The sequence below is a fragment of the Pigmentiphaga sp. NML030171 genome (assembly GCF_002188635.1).
GTDB classification, from domain to species: Bacteria; Pseudomonadota; Gammaproteobacteria; order Burkholderiales; family Burkholderiaceae_B; genus Pigmentiphaga; species Pigmentiphaga daeguensis.
The window spans coordinates 191,416-205,365 of the sequence record NZ_NINX01000033.1 but is presented as its reverse complement, the minus strand read 5'-3'; the positions used below and the strand labels follow the sequence as shown (position 1 = coordinate 205,365).

Below are 13,950 nucleotides of genomic sequence, written 5' to 3'. Positions count from 1 at the left end.
GGCGCCAGCGCGCGGCTCAGTTCGCGGTAAGCCGGCGGTAGAAGTTCGGCAGCGCGAACAGCGCGCCGTGCACCCGCGCGTTGTAGTACTCCAGGTCGCCGATCCGGCGTTCCTCCAGGCGGGCGTGGATCGTCTCGCCCGGCACCGTGTCCGGGTCCAGCGCATCCGACGCCACCGCCAGGCCCCAGTACGTGCCGTACAACGGGATGTGCACGCCGTAGGGCCGCACGTGCGCGAACTGGCCGCGCAGCGTGCCGCAAAGCTCGCGAACCTGCTCGGGCTGGTGGAAGGGCGAGCCCATGTGCAGCACCAGCGCCCCCCCGGGCGCGAGGGCGTGCTTGCAACGGCGGAAGAATCCGGGCGTGTAGAGCGGGCCGGCCGGCGTGTCCGGATCGGTCAGGTCCAGCAGGATCAGGTCGTAGCGGTCGGACGTGCGTGCGAGAAAGGCAACGCCGTCCTCGACCAGTACCGTGGCGCGTGGATCGTCCAGGGCGCCCCGATGGATCTTCTCGAGGTAGCGGCGTGCCGCGTCGATGACCTCGCCGTCCAGGTCGACCAGCGTGACGCGTTCGATGCCGCGGTGCTTGAGCAATTCCTCCAGCGCGCCGCCGTCGCCTCCGCCTATGATGAGGGCGTTCCGGGGCGCGGGATGCGCCGTGGCGGCCGGATGCACCAGGGCTTCGTGATAGAAGAATTCCTCGGCCTCGGACGTCATGTAGCGTCCGTCCAGTCGCAGGGTGCGGCCCAGCGTTGCCGACTCCAGCAGTTCCAGTCTTTGGTACGCGGTCTGACGGTTGAGGATGCGGCGCTCGAACCGGAAGCCGAAGTACGCCTGGCCGGCCACGTCCTCGAGCACCAGTTCGCCCGCGTCCGCGGGCCCGTCGACGTCGCCGCGGTTCAGATGCTGGCGCTGCATGTCGCTCGGCCGGAAGGCTTCCACGATGGCCTTCATGAGGGCCTCGGCCTTGCGCGAATTGTCTTCCTGGAAGTTGCAGACATAGACGTCCAGCGTCACGCCGTTTCGTTCCGGCCAGGTATGGACGGCCAGGTGCGATTCGGCCAGCAGCAGCATGCCCGTCACGCCGCCGGGCTGGCCCTGGAAGTCGGGGAAGGTGTGCCACTTTTCGTCGACCAGCGTAAGGCCGGCTTCGAGCGTGTGGCGGCGGCAAAGGCGCGCCAGCGTGTCGGAGTCCGTCATCAGGGCGGACTCGCAGGCGCAGTGATAAAGATCTGCGGTAAGGTGCAGGCCTTGCATGGTGTCGATGCTCCTTGGAAAAGAGTCTTGCGACCAAGGGGATGGGCACAACGAAAGCCCGGAAGACCAACGGCCTCCGATTCGAGTGACAACGGCCCGTTCCTTGCGGAACGGCTGGGCAAAATGGCCGAGTCTACCCCAACCCACCAGGATGCGCGAGACGAGGAGCCGCGACGTCCATGCGTCAGCGTTCTTGCGCCTCGCCTACCGGCGGGCCCACGTAGCGGGACTGCGGGCGGATCAAGCGTCCCGTCGAGGCCTGCTCGCGCGCATGCGCGATCCATCCGGCGACGCGCCCCATCGCGAAGACGCAGGTGAAGGTATCGCGTTGGAATCCCAGCGCATCCAGCAGCAGCGCGGTGTAGAACTCCACGTTCGTCTCCAGGGCGCGGCCGGGCTTGCGCCGGCGCAGCGTATCCAGGGCCGCCGCTTCGATCGCCTGCGCGAGCGCGGCGCGTTCGCGGTCGGCGCGGCCGTCCCGGAGCAGCGGGCCCAAGGCGGCCTTGAGCGCGTCGGCGCGCGGATCGCGGACCCGATAGACCCGGTGTCCGAAGCCCATCAGCCTGTCCCCGCGGTCCAGCGCGGCCTCCAGCCATGCGCGCGCATGGTCCGCTCGTCCGATGGCGTCGAGCATGTCCAGCACGGGTCCGGGCGCGCCGCCGTGCAAGGGGCCCTTCAGGGCGCTGATGGCCGCCAGCACCGACGACACCAGCCCGGCGCGGGTGGATGCGACGACCCGGCTCGCGAACGTGGATGCGTTCAGGCCATGATCGGCCACGGTAACCAGGTACGTGTCCAGCGCGCGGGCCTGCAGAGGCTCCGCGGGAAGTCCGGCCATGCGCAGGATGTCGGCGGCGTGGCCGAGGCTGGCATCCGGAGCAATGGGACGCAGGCCGTTGCGCAGCCGGACCAGGCCGGTCGTGAACACCGCCGGTGCCGCCACCAGCCGCAGTGCGGTCGCGGGTTCGTCGCCATCGGCGATCCTGGCGGTCAGGGCGCGCATCGCGTCGATGGGCTCCTGAGCGACCAACGCCGGATCGGCGAAGGACAGATGTTCGAACACTTCCCGGCGCGCCGCGCCCAGCGCCGCCTGCCACGAGGCCGGGGCGCGCTCGAAGAATCCGTCGAACAGCAGCGCCATCACCGCCTCATAGCCGGCGTGCCCGGCAAGGTCGTCCAGCGAGCGGCCCCGCATGACCAGCCTGCCCTGTAGGCCGTCCACGTCCGACAGCACCGTTTCCGCCGCAATCACATCATCCAGACCAATCGTCATCATGCTCTCCTTGTTGCTGGCTGGATGTTGGTATGCAATAGTATTGACGTCAATCTTGATTTATTTTGTCAATATAAAGGCAAGCCATGGCCTGGATGACGGCGCAGGAAGCGATCGAACTGACCGGGGTGCGCGCGCAGACGCTGTATGCCTATGTCAGCCGGGGCAAGGTCCGCTGCAAGCGCGACGGCAAGGACCCGCGCCGCAGCCTCTATCATCGCGACGACGTGGTGCGCATGGCGGGCCGGCCGCGTGGCCAGCGCAATGCGCAAGCCATCGCGGGCGAGACGCTGGAATGGGGAGCGCCGGTGCTGCCCTCCGCCGTTTCCACCGTCCAGGATGGCCAGTTGTGGTACCGCGGCCTGGACGCCGTCGAGCTTGCGCGGGGCAGCCAGCTCGAAGACGTGGCCAGGCTGCTGTGGGACGCCGATGCGGCGCCTGGCATGGCCGGAACGCGTGCGCGCGCGGCGCCGGCACGGGACGAAGCCGGCGCCGTGCACCTGGGGCTGGTTGCCATGGCCACGCGCGCCGCCGCCGACCTGCCTACGCATGGCCGGGCGGCCGCGGCCTTGAAGGACGAGGCGCGGGCCGTGCTGGCAACGCTGGCCGGAGCGATGTTCGGCGCGCGGGTACTGCGCGCGGGCGGCACCATCAGCGAGCAGGTGGCCGCCGCGTGGGAGCGGCCGCGCGCCGAGCCCGCCATCCGCCAGGCGCTGTGCCTGATGGCGGACCATGAACTCAATGCTTCCACCTTCGCCGCGCGCGTCGCGATCTCGACCGGCGCGAGCCTGGCGGCGGGCGTGCTGTCTGGACTGGCCACCCTGACCGGCCCCTTGCATGGCCGCGCGCCCATGGCCCTGAAGGCGTGGATGGATGCGGCGGCCGGCGGCGACATGGAGACCGAGGTGCGCGAGCGACTGCGGCTGGGACAGGGATTCCCGGCCTTCGGGCATCCGCTGTATCCCGAAGGCGATCCCCGCGCGGCCGCGCTGCTTGATAGCCTGGCCGTGCCGGCCGCCTACCGGCATCTTGCGCGCCAGGTCGAGCGGCTGGTGGGCGAATCGCCCAATATCGATTTCGCGCTGGCGGTGCTGGCCGACGTGCACGACCTGCCGCCGCACGCGCCCCTGGCGCTGTTCGCCATGGGACGTTGCGTGGGATGGCTGGCCCACGCGCTGGAGCAGGCCGGGTCCGGCCACCTGATCCGGCCGCGGGCCCGCTATGTCGGACCCCCGCCCGAAGCGGGCCACGCCGGGCCGCGGCGCAAAAACAAAACCCCTCGCCGGGGCGAGGGGTCGTCGGTGATGCATGTGCGGGGCGCAAGCCCCGAAGCGCTCGTCAGCCGGCGGTGATGCCTTGCGACTTGATCACCTTTTCCCAGGTCTTGGTCTCGTCGGCCTGGAACTTGCGGAAGGCTTCCAGGCGCAGCGGCGACAGCTCCAGGCCCTGGGCCTTCAACGTCTCCAGCGTGGCGGGTTCGTTCAGGATCTTGGTCACGTCGCGCGCGAGCTGGCCCGAGATGTTGGCCGGCGTCGAGCTGGGCACGTACAGGCCATACCACGACACCACGTTCACGCCCTTCACGCCGGTCTCGGCCAGGGTGGGGATCTCGGGCATGATGGGCGAACGCTCGGAGCCGGTCAGGGCCAGCGCGCGCAGCTTGCCGGACTTGATCTGGGGCATCAGGGTCGGCAGCGCGCCGAAGATGACCTGGATCTGGCCGCCCAGCGCGTCATTCAGCGCCTGGGTCGTGCCCTTGTACGGAACGTGCAGCAGGTCGGCGCCGGTGGCTTCCTTGAACAGTTCGCCGGCCAGGTGCAGGCCGCTGCCCACGCCGGGCGAGCCGTAGGCCATGGTGCCGGGCTTGGACTTGGTCAGCGCGATCAGTTCCTGGATGTTCTTGGCGGGAACCGAGGGGAACACGGCGACCACGTTGGGCGCCTTGGCCATCATCGCAACCGCGGTGAAGTCCTTGTCCACGTTGTAAGGCAGGTTGGCCATCAGCGTCGGGTTGATGGTCATGTTGCCGGCCGGCACGACCAGCAGCGTGTGGCCGTCGCCGGCGGCGCGCTTGACGGCGTCGATGCCGATGTTGCCGTTGGCGCCGGGACGGTTGTCCACGACGGCGCTCTGGCCGTATTCATTCTGCAGGCCGGTGCCCAGCAGGCGGGCCAGCACGTCGACGGGGCCGCCCGGCGGGAACGGGGCGATGATGCGGAACTGGCCGTGCTTGAGCGAGGCCTTGGCGGCGGCGTCGTCGGCCGCGGGAGCCTGGGCGAAAGAAGCGGTGGCGACCGCCGCGAACAGCGCGCCGGCAGCCAGGCGAGTGCTAGTCTTAAACATAATGAACTACTACTCCATGACAATAAGTGCCCACCCCCTACGCCCTGACGGGCGCCCCCTCAAGGGGGCGGCGCTGGCGGACCGGCAAAGCCGGATCCGCGGCGCCCAGGGGTAAAACCAGGCTGGCGGAAAATGGCGTTTTTCCCGCCTTGAATAACCTGACCGAGCTCAGTCTTACGCCGAGTAATGAGCTTCAGACAGGGCGAGATGGATCTGCTCCTCCGACCCTCTCGCATATAGGCCTCGACAAGAAAAACACTGTTCTCCGTCTGCCTATTGTTACCCCAGGATGCGGTGGATCCGGCTTTGCCGGTCCACCCGCATCGCCCCCTGGGGGGCGCGCGTCAGCGCGTAGGGGGGTTATATGGCCACTGCATGCGCCTGATTGCCGATGGCGCGCACGACGCTATAGACAGTCAGGGCGGAAGTCTTGGGGTTGGCCGCGAGCGGCTTGCCCCGCATGGTGATCTCGAAGCTGCCGAAGGCGCCGCTGGCTTCCACGTGGTGCACGTTTTCCTTGCTGGAGGGGTCGGCAATCAGGCGCACCTGGGTGCGGTCCAGGCCGAGGCCGGCCAGCGACAGCGTGGCGGCGACGTTGGCGTTCTTCGGGAAGAGCCGGGCGGCTTCGCCGGCGGGGCCTTCGAAGATCACCGTGGGCTCGGTCAGCGCCTCGAGCTTGAACTGGCCGTCGGCCGGCGTGTCCTTCCAGGCCAGGGCCGGCTTGCGGCCGGTGTACACCACCGAGTCCAGGCCACCGATCTTGGCCGCGGCCAGCGCGTCGATGCCGCCGATGGCGCCCGACAGCAGCTGCACCTGGGTCTTGCCGCGCTTGGCGGCATCTTCCAGCTGGCGCGCCAGTTCGACATCCGACAGCGCGCCGATGGACACCACCACGCAGGGGATGCCTTGTTCGAGCGCGGGCAGCACGTGGGCACGCAGCGCGCCGTGGCCGGCGCATTCGACCAGCAGGTCGGGGCGCTGGGCGACCTCGGCCAGGCCGGTCACGACCTGGGCCTTGGGAGCGATCGCGGCGACCTGCTCGCGGGCCTGGTCCAGCGTGTCGGGGGCGACGATGACGCTGTCGATCGACACGTCGGAATCGTTCTTCAGCAGCGACAGGACGGAGAGGCCGATGGCCCCCGACCCTATCATCGTGATTCGTAGCATGTTGGCTCCTGGGCGATGCGTTGCCCGGTCAATGGGACGGTGAATAGTTGAGCAGGCGCGACAGCTCGTCGGCGGTGCCGCGCACGCGGCCGATCAGCTCGGATACGCGCGCTTGCTCGACGCGCGACGACGGCAGGGCGGCGCCCAGCGCCGCGACCACGCGGCCGGTGTGGTCGCGCACCGGCGTGGCGATGCTGGTGATGCTGGGTTCGTAGAAGCCGGCGCCCATGGCGTAGCCATTGGCCCGGTCCTGCGCCAGCAGGCCCTGCAGCGCGGTCAGGGTGGACGGGGTGCTGGGCGAATAGACTTCCAGTTCCTCGTCGGGATAGAGCTCGCTCATTTCCCGATGGTCCAGGTCGGTCAGCATCACGCGGCCGAGCACGGTGGCGTGCGCGGGCAGGCGCGTGCCCAGGTTGACCGCGCTGGGGAACAGCGTGGGCGCCGAGACCTTCGCCACGTAGACGATGGAACGGCCGTCGCGCACCACCAGGTTGCACGAATAGCCGATCTCGTCACGCAGGCGCTGCAGCAGCGGCGATCCCAGTTCGGTCAGCTCCAGCGAGGCCAGGTATTCGAAGCCCAGGCTCAGCACCGCCATGCCCAGGCGGTAGTTGCGTCCGCCCTCGGTGCGCTCGATGAAGCCCAGCGCTTCCAGCGTGGTCAGCAGCCGGAACACGGTGGAGCGTGGAAGCCCCATCTTTCGAGCGAACTCGGGCGCCGACAGTGTCCGGTTCTGGCGGCTGAAGTGGCTGAGCAGCCGCAGGCCTCGCTCCAGGCCCGGGACGATGTAGCGCTCGGGAATGTCTTCGCTGATGGCGGCGTCGTTCATGGTCAGCGGGGCGTGGCGTCGGCGATGGCCGCGGCGTGCGCGCCTTCCAGTATGGCCGCGACGGCCTCCGGCCGCTCGATGTGGCAGGCGTGGCCGGCCACGGCGATGGAGCCGTAGGGCGCGCCGAACATCTCGGCGATGGCGCGGCAGTTGGCCGGGATCGTGACGGTGTCCTGGTCGCCGGAATGGACCTCGACCGGCATCGCGGCCGGCGCGTAGGCGGCCATGTCGGCATTGCACAGCATCTCGATCGCCTGGCGGTAGCCGGCGGTATCCAGGCGCTCCATGTTCCAGCGGACCCAGGCCAGGGCCTCGGCGCTGGGTTCGGACGACAGCATCTTGGCCGGGCGCGTGCGCGCCATGCCGGCGATGCCGACCTGTTCCAGCGTGCGCAGCCGCTCGGCGCGCACCGCTTCCTGGCGCTCGGCCAGCGCGGGATTGCCGTAGCCGCGCGTGGGGCTCAGCAGCACCAGGCGCGCGACCCGCTGCTTGCCCAGGTCATGCGCATAGGCGGTGGCCATGAGCGTGCCGAGCGAATGGCCGACCAGCACGCAGCGATCGATGCCCAGCGCATCGAGCATCTGGTCCAGCCGACCGGCATAGTCTTCCGCGCCCGGCGAGGCCGGCGCCAGCCGCGCCGAATTGCCGTAGCCCGGAGCGTCCCAGGCGACCACGCGCGCGCGTTCGGCCAACTTCAGCGCCGCATGCAGCCACGAGCCCGCGCCCGAGCCGATGCCATGCAACAGCACGATGGCCATGCCGTCCGCGCCCGGCGTGCCCGCCTCGCGATAACACTGCACGCCCCCGGCCGTTTGCACCGATTTTTCGGCGAAACGGCTATTGAGCAACTCCAGCGTTTCCGGCGACGGTTCCGGCGCCAACGTATCGGTCTGCATCGTCCTAAATCCAGAAAAAATCCACCCCGTACCCGCTTACGCGGGCCCCCTCAAGGGGGCGGCGCTGGCGGACCGGAGGGAAAGCCCACCCCACGCGGCCTATGGCCGCTCCCCTCGAGGGGCGGCGCTGGCGGACCGGCAAAGCCGGATCCGCGGCGCCCTGGGTCTAGTACCGGTTTCTTGGTACGCCACATCGTTGCTACCGCTGGCAGCCAGCGATAGCAACGGTGCCACAACCCAAGAGAGCGGCACTAGACCCAGGATGCGGTGGATCCGGCTCCGCCGGTCCACCCGCATCGCCCCCTTGGGGGGCGCGCGTAAGCGCGTAGGGGGGCCTATTACCGTTTGATCTTCGCCAGCGGGTGCTCGGGCGGGTAGGTCGGGGTGATGGGCTTCTTGGCGCCCAGCATCACACACATCAGGGCGTCTTCGTCGCCGATGTTGATTTCCTCGCGGTACACGCCCGGGGGAACCGACACCAGGTCGCGGTCGGTCAGGATGGTTTCGAAGCGCTCGCCGTCCTTCTCCAGGATCACCTTGAGCTTGCCACGGATGACGAAGAAGATTTCCTCGACGTCGGTGTGCAGGTGCGGGGGGCCTTCGTGGCCGGCCGGGATCACCATGGTCGAGAACGTGAAGTGCTCGGAAGGCACGGTGTTCGAATCGGCGGCGACGCCGGTGCCGCCCGTGCCGACATAGCGCATTTGCGCACGGCGGTACTTGGGATCGAAGTCGGCCTGGAACTTCAGGGCATCCCAGTCGTACTTACGGGTCGAGAACCGCGCGACGCGCGAGTTCATCCAGGTCTCGAAGTCAGCGCCTTCGGGGCGGTCCCAGCTGCGGGCGACTTGCTGTTGTTCGGACATATCCGTCATGGTGTACTCCTGCATGGGCGGCTAGGCGCCGCGAGAGCGGGTGGAGGCGGGTCCGGGAGGGCCCGCCGCGGTGTGTTCGCTGTCACTGCCACGCGTTTTATATTTAAAACGCGGATTTAATAGTGAAACAAGGGTAAATATACGCCCTCTTGGTGAAATCGTCACTAGGGTAAACACTAGGTCGCCATTACCGGGTACAATCGCGGCTCGCGCCTGGCTCCAATCCAGGCGTGCATCCGGCCAGGCGCCGCGCGCCATGTCTTCCGGGCTCCACCCGGACAGCCGTTTTCCGGCCGGCCTATCCCCAGTTAATACGTACGTCAGCCTCGATTGGAGTCACTCAGCTTGAGCGACGGGCCGTCGCTGGAGTTGTCTTGATTACTTCCGATATTTCGTTTGCCGACCTCGGCCTGGCCGAGCCGCTGATGCGCGCCATCGCCGATGCCGGCTATACCCATCCCACCCCCATCCAGGCCCAGGCCATTCCCCAGGTGCTCAAGGGCGGCGACCTGCTGGCCGCCGCGCAGACCGGCACCGGCAAGACCGCGGGCTTCACCCTGCCCCTGCTGCACCTGCTGTCGTCGAACCGGCCCGCGCAGATGCGCCCGGGCCGGCCGCGCTGCCTGATCCTGACGCCCACGCGCGAACTGACCGCGCAGGTCGAGGAATCCGTCCAGATCTACGGCAAGTACCTGCCGCTTAAATCCATGGTGATGTTCGGCGGCGTGAACATCAATCCGCAGATCAGCGCGCTGAAGAAGCCGGTGGACATCCTGGTCGCCACCCCCGGCCGCCTGCTGGACCACGTGGGCCAGAAGACGCTGGACCTGTCCGGCGTCGAGATCCTGGTGCTGGACGAAGCCGACCGCATGCTGGACATGGGCTTCATCCGCGACATCCGCAAGATCCTCGCGCTGCTGCCGGCCAAGCGCCAGAACCTGTTGTTCTCGGCCACCTTCTCCGATGACATCCGCGCGCTCGCCAAGGGCGTGCTGAACGATCCGGGCGAGGTCTCGGTCGCGCGGCGCAACACCGCGTCCGAGCTGGTGCGTCAGTCGGTGCTGCTGGTGCAGAAGGAACAGAAGCGCGACCTGCTCAGCCACCTGGTGCGTAGCAACGGCTGGAAGCAGGTGCTGGTGTTCACGCGCACCAAGCACGGCGCCAATCGCCTGGCCGAGAAACTGGTCAAGGACGGCGTTCCCGCCGCCGCCATCCATGGCAACAAGAGCCAGTCCGCCCGCACCAAGGCGCTGGCCGGATTCAAGGACGGCTCGGTGGAAGTGCTGGTGGCGACCGACATCGCGGCGCGCGGCCTGGACATCGACCAACTGCCGCAGGTGGTGAATTTCGAACTGCCCAACGTGCCCGAGGACTACGTGCACCGCATCGGCCGCACCGGCCGCGCGGGTGCGACGGGCGCGGCGGTGTCCCTGGTCGACGGCGAGGAAGGCAAGCTGCTGGCCGACATCGAGAAGCTGATCAAGCGCAAGATCGATCGAGAGCCCCTGCCCGCCTTCACCGTGTCGGCGCCCGATCGCGACGAGCGCGCCGAACGCCCGCCGCGCTCGCATGCGCCGCGCCAAGGCCAGGGACGCCAGGGCGCGCCGCGTGACGGCGGTCGTGGACAGTCAGCACATGGTTCAGGCGGCCGCCAGCCGTCCGGGAGTGGCCGTGGACAGGGCGCCGCGCGCGGGCAAGGCCCGGCCAGCCGGCCGGCCGCGTCCCAACCCAGCCAGGCCCGGCCAGCCCAGCCGCGCCATGCCGCGCCGGCTTCCCAGGGCGCGGCGCGCCCCGCCGGCGAAGCCCGCAACGGCGGCGCCCGCCGCCCCGCCCTCTTCACGCCCAAGCCCCAGGGCTGAGTCTCCCCGCGCCGCCGGACTGCCTGCGCGGTTCGGCGGCGCGTGCCATCGTTTTCTTCTCTCCGCTTTCATTTCGTCCGCGTTCCGTATCGGGCTCTTACCGCGTTGACGCCGCTTGGCTACGCTCGTACACTATTTGCGAAACTTAGTTTCGCAATGCGAACATATCGTATCCGGTCATCACCCCATGTCCTACAGCGAGAAACAGCACGCATGAAAGCCTCATACGACCAACCGCGCATCCTGATCGCCGGCGCGGGCATAGGAGGGCTGACGACGGCCCTGGCTCTCAGGAAACTGGGCTTTCGCCACGTCGAGGTGCTGGAACAGACAGCGGTACTGAAGGAGGTCGGCGCGGGCATCCAACTCGGCCCCAATGCCGTCAAGGTCCTGCACGACCTGGGCATCGCCCCGGCGCTGGAAGCCGTGGCGGTGGCGCCGCTTGCCACCCGGTCGCGCGACTGGGCCAGCGGCCGCACCATCCGCGATTTCCCGCTGGGGCCGGAGTGCGCGCAGCGCTACGGCGCGCCCTACTACCATGTGCACCGCGCCGATCTGCACAATGCCTTGATCGATGCGTACGGGCGCGAGAACGTGCGGCTGGCGCAGCGCGTCAAGACGTATGCGCAGGACGCGGCGGGTGTGCGCGTGGTGCTGGAGTCGGGCGAGACCGTGGAAGGCGACGTGCTGGTCGGGGCCGACGGCGTGCACTCGGTCGTGCGCGGCCAGTTGCTGGAAGGGCAGGATCCGCGCTTCACCGGGCTGCTTGCCTGGCGGGGCATGGCGGATGCGGACCGCGCCCGCCACCTGGGCATCGAGAAGAACGTCAACGCCTGGTGGGGGCCGCACCGGCACTTCGTGAACTACTACGTGTCGGCGGGCCGGCGCATCAATTGGATAGGTATCGTGCCGGCGGGGGAATGGCGGCTCGAATCGTGGTCGGCGCGCGGCGACAAGGCCGAGGTGCTGAAGGAGTTCGAAGGCTGGCACCCCATCGTGCGTGGCCTGATAGAGGCGACCGACGAGGTGTTCAAGTGGGCGCTGTACGACCGCGATCCCTGGCCGGTGTGGACCCGGGGCCGGGTGACGCTGCTGGGCGACGCGGCCCATCCCATGGTGCCTTTCCTGTCGCAGGGCGGTTCGCAAAGTATCGAGGACGGCCTTGTGCTGGCGCTGTGCCTGGCCGGGCTGCCGCACGATCCGGCCGCCGCGCTCAAGGCCTACGAGGAGCTGCGCACCGCGCGCACGGCGCGCGTGCAACTGGGCTCGCGCGAGGCGGGTCGCATGTTCCACCAGACCGATCCGCTGAAGAAGTTCATGCGCAACCTGAAGTTCCGCTGGGCCGCTCTGACCAACAGCCAGGAGAAATGGCGCCGGGTCGACTGGCTGTACAGCTACGATTGTCGGGAGGCCGTGGCCGCGAAGCTGGGCACCGTGTCCGCTAGCGTGCCAGCTCCCACCGCCGATAGCATCGCCTGATCGCCGCCGCCGACGGCAGCATCACCGTGGGCAGGTCGAGCCCTTCGATCATCTCGACATAGCGTCGGCGGTTGCGCGGCGTGACCACGGCGATATGGTGGATCATCGCCCACTTGACGCTGTCGCGGCCGCCGTCCAGGGCGCCGCGACGGTCGCGCTCGAACCAGGTCCGGCGCAGGTAGCGCAGCAGGCTCAGCGGCGTGGAGATGTCCAGCAGGATCACGCCGGTGGCGCGCCGCAGGCGCTGCGGCATGCAGCTGGAATAGTTGCCGTCCATGACCCAGCGCTCGCCTGCGATGGCCGCGTCGTGCAGGGCGGTGAATTCCTGCGTGGGGCGGGGTTCCCAGTCAGTGTGGGGCAGGTGGTAGAGCCGGTCGAGGTGGACCGGCTCCAGGGCGCATTTGCGGGCGATCGCCTCGGCCAGCGTGGACTTCCCGCTGTTGGAGGGCCCGACGATGCAGATGCGCGGCCCCAGGCTCGCAAGCTTCATGAAAAAGGTGTCCTTCACATCCAGGCACCTTTTTATTCGATGGCGTGCGCACTGGCCAGTCCGGCGGAGATCAGATCGGCGGGCGTGCCTCGAATCCCAACACCGCCTCCAGCGCGTGCGCCGCTTGCAATACCTGGGCATCGTGGCCCCGCGGTGCGGCGATGTGCAGGCCCATGGGCAGGCCGGCGGCGGTCAGTCCCATCGGGATGCTGATGGCGGGCTGCTGCGTCAGGTTGAACAGCGAGGTGTAGGGCGTCCAGGCGCGCCGGTTGGGAAATTCCTCGAATTCCTTCGGATAGCTCAGGTTCGCGTCGAAGGCGGGGGCCGCGACGGTGGGCGTCAGCAGCAGGTCGAAGCGCTGGTGAAAGGCGTGCAGACGCCGTGCCAGGTCCTGGCAGCGCGCTTGCGCGCCCATGTAGTCCTCCAGCGCCAGGCCGGCGCCGTCCTCCAGGATGCCCGCCATGACGGGCGACAGCAGCGCGCGCCGCTCCGCCGGCATGTGCTGCAGCGCGTACCGGTATCCCGCCTGCAGCAGGACCAGGTAGTCGTCGATAGGGTTGTCGATGTCAGGATCGGCTTCCTCGACGATGGCGCCGAGCGCCGCCAGGCGTTGCCCCGCCTGCCGGAAGGCCCCGGCGATCTCGGGATCCACCCGGGGGGCGTAGCCCAGGGTCAGGCTGAGGGCGACGCGCTTGCCGCGCACGCCCTGTTCGAGATTTCCGCCCAGGCTGTCGGGCCGCCAAGGCAGCGCCATGGCGTCCCGCGCGTCGGGCCGGGCGATGATGTCCAGCACCGTGGCGGTGTCCCGCACGTTGCGGGCCAGCGGGCCGACGCAGGACAGGCCGCCGGCCACGTTGGGCGGATACATGGGTACCAGGCCGCCAGTGGCCTTGAAGCCAACCACGCCGGTCAGGGCCGCGGGGATGCGCAGCGATCCGCCCGCGTCGGAACCCAGCGCGAAGGGGCAGAAGCCGGCCGACACCGAGGCCGCGCCGCCGCCCGAGGAGCCGCCGGCCTGCTTGCTCGTGTCCCAGGGGTTGGTGGTGGCGCCGGTGAGTGGGCTGATGGTGACGGGGCCCGCGCCCAGTTCCGGCATGGTGGTCAGGCCCAGCAGCACCGCGCCGCCTTCCTGGCAGCGCAGTACCGCGGGCGCGGTGTCCGGCACGGGATCGGCGGGCATCGCGCGCGAGCCGCGCCGATGGGGCAGCCCGGCCACCATCAGGTTGTCCTTGGCGGTGAAGGGTGCTCCGTCCAGCGGCCCGAGCGGCGCCCCGCGCAGCCATCGCGCCTCGCTGGCGCGTGCCGCCGCGCGGGCGCGGTCTTCATCCAGGATCGTGAACGCGTTGATGCGTTCGTTCAGCGCGGCGATGCGGTCGAGTTGCGCCTCGAGCGCCTCGACCGGGGATATTTCCTTGCGTTCGAAGGAGCGGGCAAGTTGCGCTAGGGATAGGAACGGCAGGTCTGGCATGCTGTGGGAAATCCTG

General features: G+C 69.0%; 12 protein-coding genes. 3 read left to right on the top strand and 9 right to left on the bottom strand.

The window, feature by feature from the left end:
• Nucleotides 1–16: 16 nt before the first annotated feature.
• Entirely contained in the window at nt 17–1,255 is a 1,239-nt protein-coding gene (speE, locus tag CDO46_RS13195; RefSeq protein WP_087838923.1) for a polyamine aminopropyltransferase, read from the bottom strand.
• Between the two features lie 184 nt (nt 1,256–1,439).
• Complete coding sequence (locus CDO46_RS13190; protein ID WP_207958625.1) at nt 1,440–2,531, bottom strand: citrate synthase/methylcitrate synthase; 1,092 nt, start codon at nt 2,529–2,531, stop codon at nt 1,440–1,442.
• Nucleotides 2,532–2,614: 83 nt separating this feature from the next.
• Here CDO46_RS13190 and CDO46_RS13185 point away from each other — a divergent pair, with 83 nt between their 5' ends.
• Nucleotides 2,615–3,880 (top strand): citrate synthase family protein, encoded by a 1,266-nt coding sequence (locus CDO46_RS13185; protein ID WP_087838921.1) that lies wholly within the window; start codon nt 2,615–2,617, stop codon nt 3,878–3,880.
• Here CDO46_RS13185 and CDO46_RS13180 read toward each other — a convergent pair.
• From CDO46_RS13180 to CDO46_RS13160, 5 genes are all read right to left on the bottom strand, one after another.
• The gene (locus tag CDO46_RS13180; RefSeq protein ID WP_087838920.1) at nt 3,867–4,871 is read right to left on the bottom strand and encodes a tripartite tricarboxylate transporter substrate binding protein; all 1,005 of its coding nucleotides are present in this window, start codon (nt 4,869–4,871) and stop codon (nt 3,867–3,869) included. The genes CDO46_RS13185 and CDO46_RS13180 overlap by 14 nt on opposite strands.
• Nucleotides 4,872–5,231: 360 nt before the next feature.
• Nucleotides 5,232–6,038 (bottom strand): aspartate dehydrogenase, encoded by an 807-nt coding sequence (locus tag CDO46_RS13175; RefSeq protein ID WP_087838919.1) that lies wholly within the window; start codon nt 6,036–6,038, stop codon nt 5,232–5,234.
• Nucleotides 6,039–6,066: 28 nt separating this feature from the next.
• Nucleotides 6,067–6,867 carry an IclR family transcriptional regulator gene (locus CDO46_RS13170; protein WP_087838918.1) on the bottom strand — a complete coding sequence of 267 codons (801 nt, stop codon included), beginning with the start codon at nt 6,865–6,867 and terminating at the stop codon, nt 6,067–6,069.
• Nucleotides 6,868–6,869: 2 nt separating this feature from the next.
• A complete protein-coding gene (locus tag CDO46_RS13165) occupies nt 6,870–7,763 on the bottom strand; it encodes an alpha/beta fold hydrolase (protein WP_087838917.1) in 894 nt (297 codons plus the stop codon).
• Between the two features lie 338 nt (nt 7,764–8,101).
• Complete coding sequence (locus CDO46_RS13160; protein WP_087838916.1) at nt 8,102–8,638, bottom strand: cupin domain-containing protein; 537 nt, start codon at nt 8,636–8,638, stop codon at nt 8,102–8,104.
• 425 nt (nt 8,639–9,063) lie between these two features.
• On the opposite strand from CDO46_RS13160, the gene CDO46_RS13155 reads away from it, so the two are divergent.
• A complete protein-coding gene (locus tag CDO46_RS13155) occupies nt 9,064–10,497 on the top strand; it encodes a DEAD/DEAH box helicase (RefSeq protein ID WP_165963156.1) in 1,434 nt (477 codons plus the stop codon).
• Nucleotides 10,498–10,710: 213 nt separating this feature from the next.
• Nucleotides 10,711–11,976, top strand: coding sequence for an FAD-dependent monooxygenase (locus CDO46_RS13150; protein WP_165963136.1), 1,266 nt, complete (start codon nt 10,711–10,713; stop codon nt 11,974–11,976).
• Here the strand turns inward: CDO46_RS13150 and CDO46_RS13145 are convergent.
• Together CDO46_RS13145 and CDO46_RS13140 are read right to left on the bottom strand one after the other, a co-directional pair.
• Nucleotides 11,939–12,466, bottom strand: a complete 528-nt coding sequence (locus CDO46_RS13145) for an AAA family ATPase (RefSeq protein WP_087839105.1) — start codon at nt 12,464–12,466, stop codon at nt 11,939–11,941. The two genes, CDO46_RS13150 and CDO46_RS13145, sit on opposite strands and share 38 nt — an antisense overlap.
• A gap of 70 nt (nt 12,467–12,536) precedes the next feature.
• Nucleotides 12,537–13,934 (bottom strand): amidase, encoded by a 1,398-nt coding sequence (locus CDO46_RS13140; protein WP_087838914.1) that lies wholly within the window; start codon nt 13,932–13,934, stop codon nt 12,537–12,539.
• Nucleotides 13,935–13,950: the final 16 nt, after the last annotated feature.

What these genes read in the sequence shown, in the direction of transcription:
- speE (WP_087838923.1), bottom strand. Translation starts at nt 1,255, where the DNA reads ATGCAAGGCCTGCACCTTACCGCAGATCTTTATCACTGCGCCTGCGAG.
- CDO46_RS13190 (WP_207958625.1), bottom strand. Translation starts at nt 2,531, where the DNA reads ATGATGACGATTGGTCTGGATGATGTGATTGCGGCGGAAACGGTGCTG.
- CDO46_RS13185 (WP_087838921.1), top strand. Translation starts at nt 2,615, where the DNA reads ATGGCCTGGATGACGGCGCAGGAAGCGATCGAACTGACCGGGGTGCGC.
- CDO46_RS13180 (WP_087838920.1), bottom strand. Translation starts at nt 4,871, where the DNA reads ATGTTTAAGACTAGCACTCGCCTGGCTGCCGGCGCGCTGTTCGCGGCG.
- CDO46_RS13175 (WP_087838919.1), bottom strand. Translation starts at nt 6,038, where the DNA reads ATGCTACGAATCACGATGATAGGGTCGGGGGCCATCGGCCTCTCCGTC.
- CDO46_RS13170 (WP_087838918.1), bottom strand. Translation starts at nt 6,867, where the DNA reads ATGAACGACGCCGCCATCAGCGAAGACATTCCCGAGCGCTACATCGTC.
- CDO46_RS13165 (WP_087838917.1), bottom strand. Translation starts at nt 7,763, where the DNA reads ATGCAGACCGATACGTTGGCGCCGGAACCGTCGCCGGAAACGCTGGAG.
- CDO46_RS13160 (WP_087838916.1), bottom strand. Translation starts at nt 8,638, where the DNA reads ATGACGGATATGTCCGAACAACAGCAAGTCGCCCGCAGCTGGGACCGC.
- CDO46_RS13155 (WP_165963156.1), top strand. Translation starts at nt 9,064, where the DNA reads ATGCGCGCCATCGCCGATGCCGGCTATACCCATCCCACCCCCATCCAG.
- CDO46_RS13150 (WP_165963136.1), top strand. Translation starts at nt 10,711, where the DNA reads ATGAAAGCCTCATACGACCAACCGCGCATCCTGATCGCCGGCGCGGGC.
- CDO46_RS13145 (WP_087839105.1), bottom strand. Translation starts at nt 12,466, where the DNA reads ATGAAGCTTGCGAGCCTGGGGCCGCGCATCTGCATCGTCGGGCCCTCC.
- CDO46_RS13140 (WP_087838914.1), bottom strand. Translation starts at nt 13,934, where the DNA reads ATGCCAGACCTGCCGTTCCTATCCCTAGCGCAACTTGCCCGCTCCTTC.